The organism is Acinetobacter sp. UBA6720, assembly GCF_002454215.1.
Classification (GTDB): Bacteria; Pseudomonadota; Gammaproteobacteria; order Pseudomonadales; family Moraxellaceae; genus Acinetobacter.
Genome location: NZ_DKIK01000009.1, coordinates 1 through 17,047 on the forward strand (window position 1 = coordinate 1; position 17,047 = coordinate 17,047).

Genomic DNA, 17,047 nt, shown 5'->3' on the forward strand with positions numbered 1-17,047 from the left:
AGTTCAAGTTTTGTTGCAGAGGCAAGAGCACTATTCCAACGCTGAATATCGCTGTTGTCTGCATTATTGACTTCAATGGTTGCAAATAAAGTATGCGCTCCATTGGCTTTTAACCAATGGTCAATGCGATGCCCAAAACTACAATAGGAGTCAGGGTATTCTTGAGAGCCTAAAGCCAATACGGCATAGTGCAGGTGTGACAAATCCAAGGTTGTATTTAAAAATTTCTTTTCAAAACTACTGGCTAAGTCAGGTGCTTCACCCGTGCCATAAGTACTTGCAATAAAAAGTACTTGTTTGGCAGTTTTTAAGTCATCAAGCGTTAAGTGTTGTACCGCTTTTACGCTTACTGGCTGTCTTGCTTCTTGTAAGCTGGTTGCAGTACGCCAAGCGATTTGCTCAGAAACACCAGTTTGGGTTGCATAGGCAATCAGCCACGGTTTCGCATTTGGATCAACCGTAACATTCAACGCTCCACCACGTGCTTGTTGGGTCAGTTTCTTTTGTTTACGACGTTTCAGATAGAGCATCCACCCCGTTATAAAGAACAGTGGCATCATTAGTGATGCGAACATGGCAAAGAATTGATAAATTGGGCCAAAGAAGCTACCACGGTGTACAGGAAGCATACTGCTCATGATTTTTTCATTCAGCTTCTTCTCTTCATATAACTCCATTTTTTCAATTTTTGAAGTTTGATAATTAAAGACTGCTGAATTTCGCGCTCGCTCATGCTGTGGAATTGCATCTACAAATGAAAGTTCAAGTGTGCCATCTGGCTTTTTCGGGATATTTAAGGTCAGTGTTGAATAGTCGCGACCAACTTGTGCATTAAAGCCTGTCCATGTTTGGGTTAAAGCAATTTGCACTTGTTGAGGTGATAAGCCTTTATGCTCACCTTGCCCACGTTCGCCATGTGTAGCGTGCTCGCTTTGTGGGCCGCCACGACTTTGCTCACGTGACTCGCCACCACGAGCACCCATTTGTTCGCCGCGTGGGCCTTGAACTACACCTGCATTTGGACGGGGGCCTTCTTGCATTTGTGCTTGTGGGCGTTCAACACCAAGCACTTTGAACATGCCATCGCGCCACCAATCATAGGACCAGTACAGCCCCGTACAGGCCAAGATGAGATAAAAAATCACCACCCAAGTGCCAACAACCGCATGTAAATCCCAAATGAAGTTGCGTCCTTTCAATTTAGGCTTAACAAAAAACCATTGTTTGATGGAGTGACGCTTGGGCCAACGGAGGTACAGACCACTCAATACAAAGAAGATGAGCATGAGGGTACAGGCACCTGTGATTTGCTTACCCACAGGACCGACTGTTAAAGTGCGGTGTAGTTGTTGAATAAAGTTAAAAAAATCACGACCTTTGATTTCGGGTAAAACTTCGGCGGTATATGGATTTACCATCATGTTATAGCCACGGCGTGCACCTTCTTTCACAATATTAACTGTACTGGATGCAGTGGGCTCTTGAGCAATGGTAATACTGTTAATTTGGATGCTTGGATCATTCTTTTGGAAATGCAGATACAACTCAGCAGGAGTTAATTTATTGTTTTGACTTGCTTGAACGGTATAGCTGCTAGGATTCATCCACTTTAAGATTTGCTGTTCATAAGAGTAGATGGCACCTGTGACACCCATAAGAGATAGAATGAGACCCGCAGTGATTCCCAAAAACCAATGCACTTGGAAAAATGTCTTTTTAAACATGGCTAGACTTGATCGTGAGCGATTTGTTGTGCGCGAATTATACCTGAAGATTGAGAAGATACTATGGATTTAGCAATTAATATTTATTCTCATTATCATTTATATTTAGAGGTTTAGGGGATAAAAAAACCTCCCAAATAAGGAGGTTTTTTATAAAATAAAAAGCGATTAAAGCGGTTGAGCTTCACCCACAGTTTCTTTTAAATGCGTACGGATCGTATTAAATGAGAAGTTTTTGCTATCCATGCGTTTTGGCAGGATGTAAGCACCTTCTTGGCCTTTCACCTTAAACTTAATCAATAAGAACTCAGGTGTGTTGTACCATTCATAAATATCTTTCCAACTGATTGCACCGACACCTTCCTGCATGCCCATTTGTTGGCGCATAACCAGACCATGAGGTTGTACACCTAAGCGAATGCCTTTAATTTCCTGTACTGGAAACTCATTCATTTTGCGCTTTACATACCATTCTAGGCCGAATTTACGGACCAGTAGATAGACTACAACACAGGCTATGGCAACCCAACAAAAAATTGTGGAATAGTTTTTAAGCAGAATTAAGCCGAGGATTGAAAGGGCAACGACAGCACCCATGATGATCCAGGCTTTCAGGCTGATTTTGTTTGTGCTACGCCAAATTTTTAATTGAGCATCGCGTTGTTCAGACTCAGTGATTTCATAGTTCACAGGCTGTAAAGTATAAGCGTATAAATTTTTCGCGGTCATAGTGAAAGTAACAGATTTAAAACTGCAAAAAGTTTAGCATTATTTAGAGCATTTCAGTGAGTATATTGTTCCAAAATCACCCAAATTATAATGAAGCTAATTCTGTAGCCTCGTGATCCCGTTCATGGCTCAAACTTTGCTTCAAACGACTGAATTGATTTAGGATGCTAAACATCAATGACAGCTGTTGCAAAATGATCAATGCTTTTTGATCTTCTTCATTATTTTGGCTTAAACGTTGACGAATGGTTTGAAGCATATTCTGTGCAGTTAAATCAGGCATTTCGTCACGTAGCAGTGCACCTTGGATATTGTCAAAAGCGCGATCCATCAATTCTAAAATTTGTGGGTCGTCAATTTTTTCACGATGTGCACCCAGTGCCGCAATATAACTGATAAAGGTATGATTGAGACACAGAAATTCAAATGCCAAACTTTTTTGAGTGGGGTCAAAGTCAGGCTCGGTGGCTAAAGTTGAAATGAGTGAAGCAACTTCGGCATCGGTATTGTGCGCTGCACGGCGAACAACGCGATAATTCAAGCCATTGTTGCGTCCAGATTTATACTGCTCAATTACTTCAGCCAAATAATTGCATTGTGCTGCAAGGGAGCGGTAAATGGTGCGGGGGAGACGACGAAATTTCCAATCGGGGAAAATAAAACTCACCCCCAACCACGCCAGCCCACAGCCAATCAGGGTGTCAATCATCCGCGGAAGTGCCGCGGCGTAACCCATGCCGTCTAAATTAAAGTTAATTAAAGCCAAAATAGTAATAAATGCAGTGGCTTGAGCATATTGTTTACTGCGAAGTTCGAAAAAGAGGACACCACTGATTACTAACATGACCAATTGGCCTTCAATGGATGGGACAAAATACAAGATGGCATAACCCAAAAGAATTCCCATCAATGTACCTATGATCCGCAAGCGCAAACGTCGTTTGGTGGCATTAAAGTTGGGTTGGCTGACAAATAAAGCGGTCAGTAAAATCCAATAACCATATTGAATATTGGTTACTTGAACAAAAATATAGCCGACCAAGAGTACAATCGAAACCCGTATTGCATGTCGAAATAGTACGGATTCAGGCGTGAGATTTTGTTTAATCCGCACCACAATGTCATCCCAACCTTTGAGGTCATCATCTTTAAGCTGACTTTCAATGTGCTTACTTTTATCAAATTTAATATTGCGCTCAGTTTCTAAGTTACGAAGCTGTGCATCAATTGATTTTAAGTTTTGAAATAAGGAAAACAGGGCATTGACCCAAATTTGGTCATATTGTTGTTCATCTTTGAGCTTTTCTAAAGATAAGCGGAGGTTTTCAAACGCATGTTTAAAGCGTTTATTATGCACGTAGGTTTGGCGGTTTAATATGCTGCTACTGAGGTCCTTACAGGCCTTGGCTTGGATGGATAAAATACGTTGAAAGCGAAACAAGATATCACTGTGCTGAAAGATCTTAGCCAGTTTTTGATAGTCAATATGTGCTGAATCTGCACGTTCATGGATATCTTGTGCGACAAAATAATATTGCAAGCTCCGACGAGTATCACGCTGCCCACGGTCACCTTTTAAACGGGTGAGTAGAGCGGTTTTCATGTCGTTGAATATCGCAATTAATTTGCCATTTTCCAGAGACAGCTCAATCATACTTTGTTGATAACTATTTGGCGTCATATCGACATCGAATAGATTAGACTTGGCAAAGAGAAAATCGGCCAAAGACGAATAACATTTGGATAAGTTATCTTGAACCTGACGCACTGGGAAAAGCAGAAAACTGATGGTTGAAATCAGGCTATACCAAATTGCACCGATGACTAAAAGCGAAGGCTGCATATACCATTGGTCAAAAAGACCGACACCAAGCATGGAATAGACGGAAATAACCAAACAACCATATGAAATGGTTGCATAACGACGTCCCAATGAACCCAGTAAAATAAAACCGATACAGGAAACAATAAGACCTAGCGCAAATAAAATCGGGTGCGGAAATAAAAAATAAATAGAGGTGGCTGTGACGAAAAAACCAATATAGGTATAAATCAAGTTCATGATGCGCACAGAAAAGCGGTCATCAATATCGCTTAAACCCGCTGCAACTGCACCCAGTGTAAGTGGAATAGTTGCCAGTTGGAACCCCATAAAATAAGGTACAAAAGCGGTTCCTGCAAAGGTGATGACCATGCGGAGGTTATACATAAAGGTTGTATTATAAGTAGCCTGTTTCAGGCTCGTCAGCCATGCTTTCAAAGCGCACCTTTATCTGTCTTTTAGGGTTAGACAATTTTCAAATATGAGAATATGTGAAATTTCACTTGCTCAGGTATAAATCATACTATGGAGCGTGTAAACTTGTCTGCAAACTCTCCTTTAAAAAACACATTAATCCTATGTCGACTACACAGGAAAAAGCGGAATATTCTAACGCTTGGATTCTTTTACTCGCTTCACTGACGGCACTGGGCCCACTTTCTATTGATATGTACTTACCCGCTTTGCCACAAATGGCAGAGGACTTCGGGGTAAGCACACAAATGGTTGCTAACAGCTTGCCTGCATATTTTCTTGGTTTGGCTCTTGGGCAGCTAATTTATGGGCCTGTAAGTGACCGAATCGGGCGTAAAAAGCCTCTGTATTTTGGATTGAGCCTTTATATTGTGGCCAGTTTACTGTGTGTGTTTGCAAACAGTGAATGGAGCTTAATTGCTGCGCGGGTGTTACAGGCTCTAGGTGGTTGTGTCGGGGTGGTGATTGCACGTGCTGCAATTCGTGACCGTTTGGATATGCAAGCTTCGGCACAAGCTTTTGCCAGTATGATGATTGTGACGACCATTGCTCCAATTATTGCACCAAGTTTGGGCGCTTTGGTGCTGAGTTTTAGTAGTTGGCACAGTATTTTTGCCATATTGATGCTTGTTGGTTTGGGAAGTCTCTGTTGTGTACATTTCTTTTTTAAAGAAACTTTAGATCCAAAGCGTCGGTTAAAACTGAATTTCAATCAAGTACTCAACTTATATAGTGCGATTTTCCAAGATCCAAGTTTTAGACGACCAATGTTTGTCGGTTGTTTTGCTGGCGCGGTTTTATTTTGTTATATCAGTGCCTCAGCTGCCATTTTGATGGACGGGTATGGTTTGAGTCAGCAAATTTTTGCCTATGCCTTTGGTGCGAATGCGGTTGGCATCATGCTTTTCTCAACTTTAAATAAACGTTTAGCTCGCAGTTTAAATGTATTTCAACGTTTAAAATTAGGCAGTGCTTTGCAATTGTTAGGGGTTATTTTGCTGTTAATAGCAGGAAGCATGGCAACAGCACCTTTATCTGTTGTGTGTGCAGGTATGTTTTTAGCCGTTGCAGCGATTGGTTTTACGGGACCAAATGCAATGGCAATTGCAATGTCTGAGCAAGGCGCTCGTGCTGGAACGGCTAGTGCGATTATGGGCAGTATGCAATTTGCATGTGGTTTACTTTGTGGCGTTATTCTAAATTTCTTAGTTTGGTCTGCACTTTTAAATATGGCCATTGTCATGGCTATTTTTGTGTTACTGGCTTTATATTATGTGTTCAAACTTGGGCAAGACGAAGGGATAAAAGCCTAAGTCTGAGACATTTAAATGTATAAAAAAGAGACTGTAATCAGTCTCTTTTGATAAATGAAAGCTGTGATCTTTATTCGTCAGTTAAAAAAACAGCAAACTCGTCTACGGGGACCCGTGGTGTGATAAAGCTATTCACAATGTGTTCTGGGTCTGCATAACCTAAAGCGATTGCGCCGACTAATTCTTCATCTGATGATGCACCAAGAATACCCAGTACGATAGAATGAAAGTGATTCCATGCTGCTTGTGGGCAGGTGTCTAAGCCACGTGCTTTGGCTGCAACCATCACATTTTGCATCATCATGGCAATGTCCATTTTAGACCCAATGCCCATGACTTTATTGACTGTAAAAAATAAGCCCACAGGCGCATCAAAAAGTTGAAAATTACGGAGTTGCTGTTGAGCCATTTTACTTTTTTCATTCTTTTGAATGTTGAGTAATCCATACAGCCCCCAACCATTTTCGCGACGACGGTCAATATAGGGTGAAATCCAGTTTTCAGGATAATAAGCGAAAGTTTCTTGGTATTGTGCTGCTTTTTCAGGATGTTGAAAAAGCTCAAGTTGTGCATGGCAAACACGTTCAACTATTTCGTCGCGCTTTTTCCCAGTGACCACATACACTTTCCATGGTTGTGTGTTGGTCCCTGATGGCGCTCGGCTGGCGACGTGTAAAATATCTTTAAGGGTTTGTACCTCAACCATTTGGTTTATAAAGGCACGAACTGAATGGCGTGAGCGAATTGCTTGATCGACAAGATCGGACATCTGCTGCGTCATAATTATCCTACTTTTTATGCAAAGACGTAGTTTTGACCACTTATTTGGCAACATGAGGTTATCAATCAAACTAAGACTTTAGTTATAAGAAAAAAATATAGATATCACCGAAAACTCAGTCTATATTTAAGAATATATGAAGAATTGTTACTTAATTATTGCAAAAACATTTTTAAATTGTAATTTCATAATTCAAAGCAGATGAAGTGTGATGCTTATTCCAGTTTAGAAGGTTTCTAATTAGACTTTAGTTGCAAAAGTAATAAAAGATCATATCCAAAAACATCGAAATGTGCGATTTTTCATCTTTATAAGATTGTTCTATACATAAAGAGACCGAAATGGAATGGTTTTTGTATAGTAAATTTTACTGAAATGGAATTTTTGACTTACCACTAACTATGTAATAAAGGAAGCTTGCGTATGCGTTTAGCCCTCACTAAAAAGCCATTTGTCGCTCAAAGCCTAGCACTCAGTGTTGCCGCGTTGATGATGACAACGACTCATGCAGCAACGAAAGAACAACAAGAGCTTGCTCAATTGCGCGCTGAAGTTGCTGAGTTAAAAGCTTTAATGCAACAGCAGCAACAAGTTCAACAACAACAAGCCGTTCAGATTCAACAAGTTAAAGCACAGCCAGCACCACCTGCGAAGCCTGAGTCAGCATTGTCTTCATTTAAATCTAAGTCAGGTGCTGACATTAACCTATATGGTTTTGTTCGTGGCGATGCAAACTACATTATTGAAGGTGCGGATGATGACTTCAATGGTGTTGGTAGAGTAGGTGGAAGTGGTGCAAGTGACCCTGCATCTGTTAAAGATAAATTGCGTGCAACAGCAAAAACTACGCGTTTAGGTTTGGATTTCAATACCAATGTTGGTGGCGATAATAAGCTTGGCGGTAAGGTAGAAGTTGACTTTGCTGGAACAAATGAAGCCCTACGTATTCGCCATGCGTATTTAACCTATAACAACTGGTTATTTGGACAAACCACTTCTAACTTCCTGTCTAACCATGCGCCAGAAATGATTGATTTTGGGACCAACGTGGGTGGGGGGACAGCACGTATTCCACAAGTACGTTATGGCTTTAATTTAGCACCTGCAACTAAACTATTTATTGCTGCTGAAGAAGGAAATGGCAGTGGTACTGGTATTAAATATAGCGTACCGAATTTAACAGCAAAATTGACGCAAGGTTTTGCAGATGGTAAAGGCTCAGTGTCTGCACGTGCTTTAGTTGAGAACTATAAATCTGCGAATGACTCTGATACTGCTTGGGGCTTAGCTGCAGGTGTAAATTATCAAGTAATAGAGCCGCTAAAACTAAGTGCTGATGTGTCTTATGTTGATGGCAACAGTAACTACTTGTATGGCAGTAACTCTTCATATGTAGTTAATGCTACAAATGGCAAGATCGCCCAAAATGAAGCATTTGGTGTGCAAGTCGGTGGTACATATAAATTCAACGAAAAATTACGTTCGACTTTAGCTTATGGCGCACTGTTTGCGGATGATGGTACGGATTATGCAACTTTAAATCCAACGGCGAATGAAGAAGTTTACCAAGCATGGATTAACTTTATCTATTCACCAGTTAAGCCATTGGACTTAGGTGTTGAATATATCAATGGTAAACGCGATACCTTTGCAGGAAATAGCTACAAAGACAACCGTGTTGGTTTTATGGCGAAATATAACTTCTAAAATCGAAAACTGTAGTAACAAAACAGGAGCTTTAAGCTTCTGTTTTGTTTTTTAGAAAGCATAGAAAATTTATATAGGCTAAATAATGAGTGAAAATAGATTTTAGTATTAAGACAGAAAAAGAATAAGGGAAATAGTTAAAAATTATTGTAAAAAAATAAAGATTATCTATAAAAAATCTGCATAATGTCGGTCTTTCACTCGTATTGTGCTTTTATTGGTTAATTTTAAGCCAGTATGGGGCGATTTTTGTGACTTAAGTCAAAAAATCGTATCTGTGTCCAAAAATTATTGGGCATTACGTTCTTTCAGTTTACTCATCGGTAGAGCTGAATATGTTATGCATCAGATCGCTTAGTTGTTACCAATTTACCCATTGCCTGAATTTTCATACGCAAGACTGAGTTTGACTCAGATTTACGAAATCTATCTTGAAGTATCAATGGATTCAGTGGCTTATTTATTAGCCAGATAACAACTCTAAGCATCAGCTTTATGGACAATTGTCATGGAATTTACATTTAACGCATTTTATACCTTGATTGCTGCTGTCATTGTTTTGTTACTTGGTCGCTTCTTGGTTAATAAAATTGATTTCTTGAAACGCTACAACATTCCTGAGCCTGTAGCAGGTGGTTTGGTCGCTGCGATTATCTCTTTGCTTGTACATAGTCTTTGGGGCTATAGCATTACTACAAGTAGTGAATTACAGACCAGTTTTATGCTGATTTTCTTCGCTTCAATTGGTTTAAGTGCAAACTTCTCCAAATTACGTGAAGGTGGGATCGGTCTTATTATTTTCTTAATGGCTGTTGCTTCCTTTATTGTGGTACAAAATTTCGTGGGCATTAGCCTTGCAACCCTATTAGGTATTGATCCATTGATTGGTTTAATTGCGGGTTCAATTACCTTAACTGGTGGTCACGGTACTGCGGGTGCTTGGGGTGAAATTTTAGAAGTTAAGCATGGTATTCAAGGTGCACTTGCATTAGGTATGGCGAGTGCAACTTTTGGTCTAATTATTGGTGGTTTAATTGGTGGCCCCTTAGCAAAACTACTTATTAACCGCTATGAATTAGCGACACCACGTACCAATGAGCAGATTGAAAGAAGTGATAATACGCCTTTACCAGAGATTAGCTCAACGGAATATGTACCATTTGAATATCCGCATCGGGTTCGTCTTATCACAGCTGATAATGCAATTACCACATTAGGTTTGTTCGCAGGCTGTTTGGCTTTTGCTGACTTTATGACAGGTCAGATGAAAGGCACAATGCTTGAGTTGCCAACATTCGTTTGGGCGCTTGCTGGTGGTGTGATTTTACGTAATGTATTGGAAGGGATTTTTAAAGTTCAAATCTTTGATCGCGCGATTGATGTATTTGGTAATGCATCATTATCACTTTACCTTGCGATGGCATTATTATCATTGAAATTATGGCAGTTGGCTGACTTGGCTGGTCCACTGGTTGTTATTTTGGGTGCACAAACAATCACTATGGCATTGTATGCGGGCTTCGTAACTTTCCGTGTAATGGGGAAAAACTACGATGCTGCTGTATTGTCTGCAGGACACTGTGGTTTTGGTATGGGTGCAACACCAACAGCAGTGGCAAACATGCAAGCCATTACCAACATGTATGGTCCTTCTCATAAGGCATTCTTAATTGTTCCTTTATGTGGCGCCTTCTTTGTAGACTTGATTAACGTTGCTGTTATTCAGTCTATTTTGCAGTTTTTTAGCTAATTGAATGTGCGATTTGCCCTAGGAAACTAGGGCTTTTTTGCTTTTTAGTCTTTCACAATAATTAGGAAGTCGAGATGAATGATCAGTTAAATGAAACATTACTCGGGTGGGTGAATACACTGAATGGACCTCTGTGGGACTTTTTAGTGGTTTTTCTGGTTGCCGTTGGTTTGTTTTACACGCTAATTACGGGTGCGGTGCAGGTTCGCTTATTTTTACACAGCATCAAGGTGATGAAATCAAGCCGTAAGGAATGTGATGATGACCATGGTATTACGCCTTTTCAGGCTTTTGTAACGGGGCTTGCAAGCCGTGTTGGTGTGGGTAATGTCGCTGGTGTTGCGATCGCAATTGCGATTGGTGGACCGGGTGCAGTTTTTTGGATGTGGGTGACTGCATTTTTAGGCATGAGTTCAGCTTTTGTTGAATCATCTTTAGCACAATTGTTTAAAGTACGTGACCAAGAGAATAAACAGTTCCGTGGAGGCCCTGCTTATTATATTACCCAAGGTCTGAAGCAAAAGTGGTTGGGCGTAGTTTTTGCTGTCACTTTAATTTCAACCTATGGTTTTGTATTTAATGCAGTACAAGCCAATGCCATTACAGGTGCAACAGCACATGCATGGGGCTGGGACAAAGCCAATTTGGCTTTTGAACTGGGTGGCATTCATATTGTGGTGTCTTGGGTTGGGCTCGGTTTAGTCTTGCTAACTGCAGTGATTATCTTTGGTGGGATTAAGCGTATTGCGAAGGTTGCTGAAAGCTTTGTTCCATTTATGGCTATATTGTATTTAGTTGTTGCACTTTATATTGCCATTATTAACTATGCTATTTTGCCTGACATCTTTCAGCTTATTTTCTCGAAAGCATTTGAGTTTGAGGCGGCAGCAGGTGGATTCTTCGGTGCGATGGTTTCCATGGCAATGATGATGGGGATTAAACGTGGTTTATTCTCTAATGAAGCAGGTATGGGTTCAGCACCAAATGCGGCAGCTGCATCAGATGTGAAACATCCCGTAAACCAAGGTTTAGTACAAATGCTCGGTGTATTTGTGGATACGTTTGTGGTGTGTTCATGTACAGCAATTATTATTTTGGCATCTGGTCTGTATCACGATGCTGGGTTTGAAGGTGTTGCATTAACACAAATGGCGCTAGAGAGCCAAATTGGTTCATGGGGGGATGACTTCCTTGCAACGATTTTATTCTTATTCGCTTTTTCATCAGTCATTGGTAACTACGCCTATGCTGAAGGTAATGTGCAATTTATTAACAACAACGCCAAAGTGATGTTTGTGTTCCGTATCTTTGTTTTGATTATGGTCTATCTTGGTTCAGTGATGAGTGTGCCCCTTATTTGGAACACTGCGGATTTGTTCATGGGCATCATGGCCACCATTAACTTGTTTGCCATTTTGTTATTAACACCATTCTTATTGATGTTGTTAAAGGACTATATCGGTCAGCTCAAACAAGGAGTGAAAGAGCCAGTGTTTAAATTGGACAACCATCCTAAATTTAAAGATAAAGTCAAATCAGACATTTGGTAATTCGCCAGAAAGCCTCTACTTAAAGTAGGGGCTTTTTTATGCACTAATAGTCGTACATTAATGAATCTTCAATGGAGTTCGTGCATCAGCCATTTTTTGAGCTCTAGTGAAATCACAATGAAAGTTCTTTCTCTTTTTAAAGGAGAGGGCTAGGGAGAGGATTTATGGAAGAATCCGCCCTCATTCTAAGCTTTTCACCAAGAGAGAAAGTGACGTTCAATACTTATTTTATTGTCAATGAGTGATCATTTTTTGACTATTTTAAGAGCTCTAATGAGTCAAAATTTATGACCAAACTGAGTCCAATAGGTGACTAGACTACAAAAAGATAGGCACTTTAGGTTTAAATATGCTGATCAGGAGCTGAATACACATACCAGATGATACTAAAAGGGTGAAAAGAATTATAATAAGAGAATGCACACTTTTACGAAAAACAACAGTCAGACGGCTACGGATTTTCATACACTATGTTGCTTAAAATTTTCTTCTTCCTTAGCGTTGGTGAATTATGTTGAAATTAAAAATTAGCCTGTTGTCGCTTGCATTGCTTGTCTTGGCTGGTTGCCAAAGCATGCCAAAAGCAGACCAAGACCTGTCAAATCAGCTTGGTGCAACACATAATAATTCCAACGAAGCTCAGGAAAGAACCGATCGTATTAATTTTAAACAGCTTAAAAAAGAGCAAAATCGGCCAATTATTGCTCTTGTCCTTGGTAGTGGCGGTGCCCGTGGTTACGCACATATTGGTGCAATACAAGTACTGGAGCAGTCAGGTATACATCCTGATTTTATCGTGGGAACCAGTGCGGGTAGTATAGTGGGTTCCCTCTATGCCAGTGGTAAAAACGCAAATGAACTGCGTGAAATTGCACTCAATATGAAAGCCAATGATGTACGTGATATTCGTTTGGGTATGAAAGGTTTTTTTGATGGTCAAAAAGTTGAGGACTATGTTAATGAACAGGTCAAAGATGTTCCTCTTCAACGTTTACCAACACCGATGTATGTGGTTGCAACACAACTAAAAGAAGGTAAAAAAGTCGTTTTTAATTATGGAAATACAGGGCAAGCAGTGCGTGCATCGGTGTCCATTCCGAGCATGTTTATCCCGACTAAAATTGGTGAAGATGAGTATGTTGATGGCGGTTTAGTGAGCCCAGTTCCTGTCGATGTAGCGCGTAAATTAGGTGCAGATATTATTATTGCTGTAGATATTTTAGCGCAGCCGATGTATACCGAAACGTCGAATGTATGGGGGCTATTTAACCAAAATATCAATATTATGCAAAAGAACCTTGCGCAAATAGAGCTGAAAAATGCGGATATTGTGATTCAGCCAGACTTACGTGAGAAAGTACATATTTTTGATGTGAGTGGGCGTGAAATGACGATGAAAGCAGGACAGGATGCAACTCTTGCTCAATTGCAACAGATTCAAAAAGTGTTCGCTCAAAAAAATTATAAACAGAAACTGAATATTCAAGCGATTCAGGCACGCATGCAGTAGTAGATATATATTTTGGCAAATGAATAGGTGAAATTAAGGGCAGTGCCCTTATATATAGCGATGTTCATGCGACTGAATGTGAATTGTACAGTCAAATATATGTGATAGAAAACTGGTTGAAGCATCAAGAAGGCTTATAGATTCAATACCTTAGTCTTCTTTATATATATTTTTTTGAATGATGGGAGAATCGCTATAAATAATAATGATGGTTTTGTTACCAAATTTAGTCTGTAAAACCGATATAATAAGCGCCACATATCCTATTATCTTCCGAATTAGAGAACGCGATGTCCCCATTAGATCAAATTGCTGCGGCTGCAGATGACCAGTCTGAACTCACTATGTCGGTCTTAATGACACCAGATATGGCGAATTTTTCAGGAAATGTGCATGGTGGCACCATTTTGAAACTGTTAGACCAAGTTGCGTATGCGTGTGCAAGTCGTTTTTCTGGCAGTTATGTAGTGACCTTATCGGTGGATAAAGTGAACTTTAAAGAGCCGATTCATGTAGGTGAGTTGGTTACTTTCTTGGCAAGTGTGAACCATGTGGGACGGACTTCGATGGAAATCGGTATTCGTGTTGAAGCGCAGAATATTCAAAAGCGTACAGTACGTCATACCAACAGTTGTTACTTTACTATGGTGGCGGTCGATGAAAATGGTAAGCCAAAACAAATTCCTGCATTGAACTTGGATAATGACTGGAAGCGTTGTCGTTTTGAAGCGGCTGAGCAACGTAAAGTTGCGCGCTTACAAGAAAACCATCACCCTTCGTGCAGTATTTATAAAAAAACATCGCATAGTTAAATGCAATGAAAAGGTCTCCTATATAGGAGACCTTTTTTTATGTCTAAAATTTATTTATTAAAGAAATTAGCACAAGTGCATTTTTAAGTATAAAATGAAACGATACGTAGCGTATCGTTTTGGTGTGATATGAATGTTGAGAAAGGTTCTAAACGAAAACAATGCATTTTAAATGCTGTACTGGCAGCTTTGTCAGAGGCAGATTATTCACAGTTCACTATAGAAGATATTGCTGCACGTGCAGGGGTTGGAAAATCCACCATTTACCGATGGTGGAAGCACAAATCTGATTTGGTTTTTGAAGCATTTAAATTGCATACCGAATCCGTCTTTGAATTGGATTTTGAGCAAAGTCTAGAGCACAACTTAGTACAACAATTATGTAAACTGGCAGTGGCCTTGAATCATCCAGTGGGGCGAGCACTGTTGGTGGTCATGGCAGAGCATCGCGAAGCTGCAGGGTTATTTTTCCAAGAGTATTTACTGCCACGCCGTGTCCAAACCCGTAAATTAATTCAGTGTGCAATTGAGCGTGGTGAAGTACGCGCAGATTATCCTTTTGAGTTGATGCTCGATACTTTGTATGGACCTATTCATTATCAAATTATTTTTTTTAACCGTATGCCTGATGACGCCTATATTCACAATTTGGTTCGGTTGGTAATTGCACCTGCACAGCGACATGCGCTTTTAGAGGAATAGATAATGCCTCAGCAGTCGCTTTGGAATAGAAATTTTATACTTTGTGTGTGTAATAACCTGTTCTTGTTCACGTATTACTTTGCATTACTCACGATCTTGCCCGTTTATATCATGCAAGAACTCGGTGGGACGGTGAAGCAAGCAGGTCTCGCTTTAACCCTATTTTTGGTGTCCTCTATTGCAGTGCGACCGTTTTCAGGGTTGATTGTGGAGCGGCTCGGGAAGGCTTTTTCCTTTCGTGCTTCGGCATCACTTTTTGTCTGCTTTGCCTTTAGCTATCTTTGGGTGGATAGCATGTGGAGCTTGCTTGCTATTCGTTTTATACATGGTATTTGGTTTAGTATTTTAACAACTGTGACTGTACCTATTGCTAATGATTTTATACCCGAACAACGCAAAGGTGAGGGGATGGGTTATTTTGTCATGTCTACCAATTTGGCTGTGGTTTTTGGGCCACTTATTGCTCTGAGCGTTGTGCAGTACAGTAGTTTTAATGATTTATTTGTTCTACTGACTGTGCTGATTAGTCTTGGTTTGATTTTTAGTTGGTTGATTCCAATTACTGAATCTGTTTCTCTTCAAGTGCCCGAAACTAAAGAACGAGTAGGTTTGAGCTGGTATGACATTATTGAACTCAAGGCAGTGCCGATTGGTTTAATTGCATTACTCACGGCCTTTGCATATTCGAGCATTATGAGTTTCATTGCTACATATACTGAGTCCAAAGCTTTATTGGCTTATACCAGTTTATTTTTCGTGGTTTTTGCTGTGTCGATGATTTTGGTACGACCGTGGGTTGGCAAGATTTATGACAGCCGTGGCGCCAGTGCTGTGATTTATCCTTCATTTTTGTGTTTTGCATTGGGTTTAGTGTTGGTCAGCATCGTCAATAGTCCATGGATGTTATGGTTATCTGCTGTATTGATTGGTATGGGATACGGCTCGTTATTTCCTTGTTTTCAAACGGTCGCCATTCAGTCGGTACCGAAACAACGTATGGGACATGCTATTTCGACTTTTTTTACTTTGTTTGATTTGGGAATGGCTGTTGGCTCGGTTGTGATAGGTGTGGTGATTGCGCATTTAGGCTTCCAAACTACATATTTAATCTGTGCAGCCATTGTGCTGCTGACGTTATGTATCTACAAATTTAAAGTGGCTAAAACGACACGACGGGTGTCAGAAGCATAGTTGGAGCGTTTTATGGAATTGCGTCATTTACGTTATTTTGTTGCTGTTGCAGAAGAACTCAATTTTACTAAAGCAGCACAGCGCATGTGTACGGTTCAGCCTTCGCTTAGCCAGCAAATTAAGGATTTGGAACATGAGGTTGGCGCGCAGCTATTGATTCGAACCAATCGTAAGGTCGAACTTACGGAAGAAGGAAAAGCATTTTTAAAACAAGCTTTACTGAGCTTGGAGTATGCTGAAAAGGCAATTTATGATGCACGCCAAATTGCCAATATGAGTAAAGATCACTTACATATTGGCTTTGTACCTGTTGCTGAAATGAAAGTGTTTCCTTACATCATGCCAAACATTCGCGCGCATTTTCCAGACTTAAAAATTAGCTTTCATAGCCTGACAGATTCAGCCCAGCTTGATGCTCTGAAAAAAGGTGAAATTGATATTGCATTTACGCGTTATCCAGATGAGTCTGGAGAGTTTGAGCATGTTCAAGTTTTTCAGGAGCCTTTAGCTCTGATTATGCCGAAAGATTCTCCTTTTGCTGAACAGCGCAGTATTAGCATTAAGCACTTTAATGATCGTGACTTTGTGATCAGTGATGAAACCGCTTCACCACAGTTATATAAGTTGATCCAAGACTTTTTTAAACACTCGAAACTGAATGTCAATATTGTCCAGCACTCGACCAATATTTTGCTGAATGTGAATTTGGTCGGGATGGGGGTTGGGTGGAGTATTGTACCTGCGTATGTGATTCCACTTTTGGGCGATAAAATTGTAGCGAAGAACACAATTGAACCTTTACCGATGATTGGACTCTATGCGAATTACCGTAAACAGCAGAAAAACCCTGCGATTGATCTTATTTTAAAAATATTAAAAGAGCAATTTTATATGGACATGTTCTGACCAGAATTCTTTTGAATATTGGAACTTGGGGAAAGGGTCATTAGGTAAATCAACATTTCAAGTGCATGAGGTTTAT

Annotated in this window: 13 protein-coding genes; 9 read left to right on the plus strand and 4 right to left on the minus strand. The window is 40.2% G+C overall.

Annotated features, from left to right (window positions below):
- From B4F08_RS00690 to yccS, 3 genes are all read right to left on the minus strand, one after another.
- A partial coding sequence (locus tag B4F08_RS00690; RefSeq protein WP_291372446.1) for a PepSY domain-containing protein occupies positions 1–1,724 on the minus strand: 1,724 nt, incomplete at its 3' end.
- A 168-nt stretch (positions 1,725–1,892) separates the two neighbouring features.
- On the minus strand, positions 1,893–2,453 hold the full coding sequence (locus tag B4F08_RS00695) for a YcxB family protein (protein ID WP_086208506.1): 561 nt from the start codon (positions 2,451–2,453) through the stop codon (positions 1,893–1,895).
- Positions 2,454–2,538: 85 nt separating this feature from the next.
- Complete coding sequence (gene yccS, locus B4F08_RS00700; protein ID WP_119063568.1) at positions 2,539–4,713, minus strand: YccS family putative transporter; 2,175 nt, start codon at positions 4,711–4,713, stop codon at positions 2,539–2,541.
- 140 nt (positions 4,714–4,853) lie between these two features.
- Between yccS and B4F08_RS00705 the strand changes: the two genes are divergently transcribed.
- Positions 4,854–6,062, plus strand: a complete 1,209-nt coding sequence (locus B4F08_RS00705; RefSeq protein WP_291372450.1) for a multidrug effflux MFS transporter — start codon at positions 4,854–4,856, stop codon at positions 6,060–6,062.
- Positions 6,063–6,132: 70 nt separating this feature from the next.
- Here B4F08_RS00705 and B4F08_RS00710 read toward each other — a convergent pair whose 3' ends face one another.
- A complete protein-coding gene (locus tag B4F08_RS00710; protein WP_291372452.1) occupies positions 6,133–6,843 on the minus strand; it encodes a nitroreductase in 711 nt (236 codons plus the stop codon).
- A gap of 423 nt (positions 6,844–7,266) precedes the next feature.
- Here B4F08_RS00710 and B4F08_RS00715 point away from each other — a divergent pair, with 423 nt between their 5' ends.
- From B4F08_RS00715 to B4F08_RS00750, 8 genes are all read left to right on the plus strand, one after another.
- Positions 7,267–8,550, plus strand: coding sequence for a DcaP family trimeric outer membrane transporter (locus B4F08_RS00715; protein ID WP_291372454.1), 1,284 nt, complete (start codon positions 7,267–7,269; stop codon positions 8,548–8,550).
- A 508-nt stretch (positions 8,551–9,058) separates the two neighbouring features.
- Positions 9,059–10,300 carry a sodium/glutamate symporter gene (gene gltS, locus B4F08_RS00720; protein WP_086208501.1) on the plus strand — a complete coding sequence of 414 codons (1,242 nt, stop codon included), beginning with the start codon at positions 9,059–9,061 and terminating at the stop codon, positions 10,298–10,300.
- 74 nt (positions 10,301–10,374) lie between these two features.
- Positions 10,375–11,850 (plus strand): alanine/glycine:cation symporter family protein, encoded by a 1,476-nt coding sequence (locus B4F08_RS00725; RefSeq protein WP_291372456.1) that lies wholly within the window; start codon positions 10,375–10,377, stop codon positions 11,848–11,850.
- Between the two features lie 511 nt (positions 11,851–12,361).
- Positions 12,362–13,360 carry a patatin-like phospholipase family protein gene (locus B4F08_RS00730; protein WP_291372458.1) on the plus strand — a complete coding sequence of 333 codons (999 nt, stop codon included), beginning with the start codon at positions 12,362–12,364 and terminating at the stop codon, positions 13,358–13,360.
- Positions 13,361–13,650: 290 nt separating this feature from the next.
- Positions 13,651–14,172 carry an acyl-CoA thioesterase gene (locus B4F08_RS00735; RefSeq protein ID WP_058869179.1) on the plus strand — a complete coding sequence of 174 codons (522 nt, stop codon included), beginning with the start codon at positions 13,651–13,653 and terminating at the stop codon, positions 14,170–14,172.
- 129 nt (positions 14,173–14,301) lie between these two features.
- Positions 14,302–14,874 carry a TetR/AcrR family transcriptional regulator gene (locus tag B4F08_RS00740; protein ID WP_291372463.1) on the plus strand — a complete coding sequence of 191 codons (573 nt, stop codon included), beginning with the start codon at positions 14,302–14,304 and terminating at the stop codon, positions 14,872–14,874.
- 3 nt (positions 14,875–14,877) lie between these two features.
- Positions 14,878–16,065 (plus strand): MFS transporter, encoded by a 1,188-nt coding sequence (locus B4F08_RS00745; RefSeq protein WP_291372465.1) that lies wholly within the window; start codon positions 14,878–14,880, stop codon positions 16,063–16,065.
- Between the two features lie 12 nt (positions 16,066–16,077).
- Positions 16,078–16,971, plus strand: a complete 894-nt coding sequence (locus B4F08_RS00750; protein ID WP_086208496.1) for a LysR substrate-binding domain-containing protein — start codon at positions 16,078–16,080, stop codon at positions 16,969–16,971.
- Positions 16,972–17,047 lie beyond the last annotated feature (76 nt).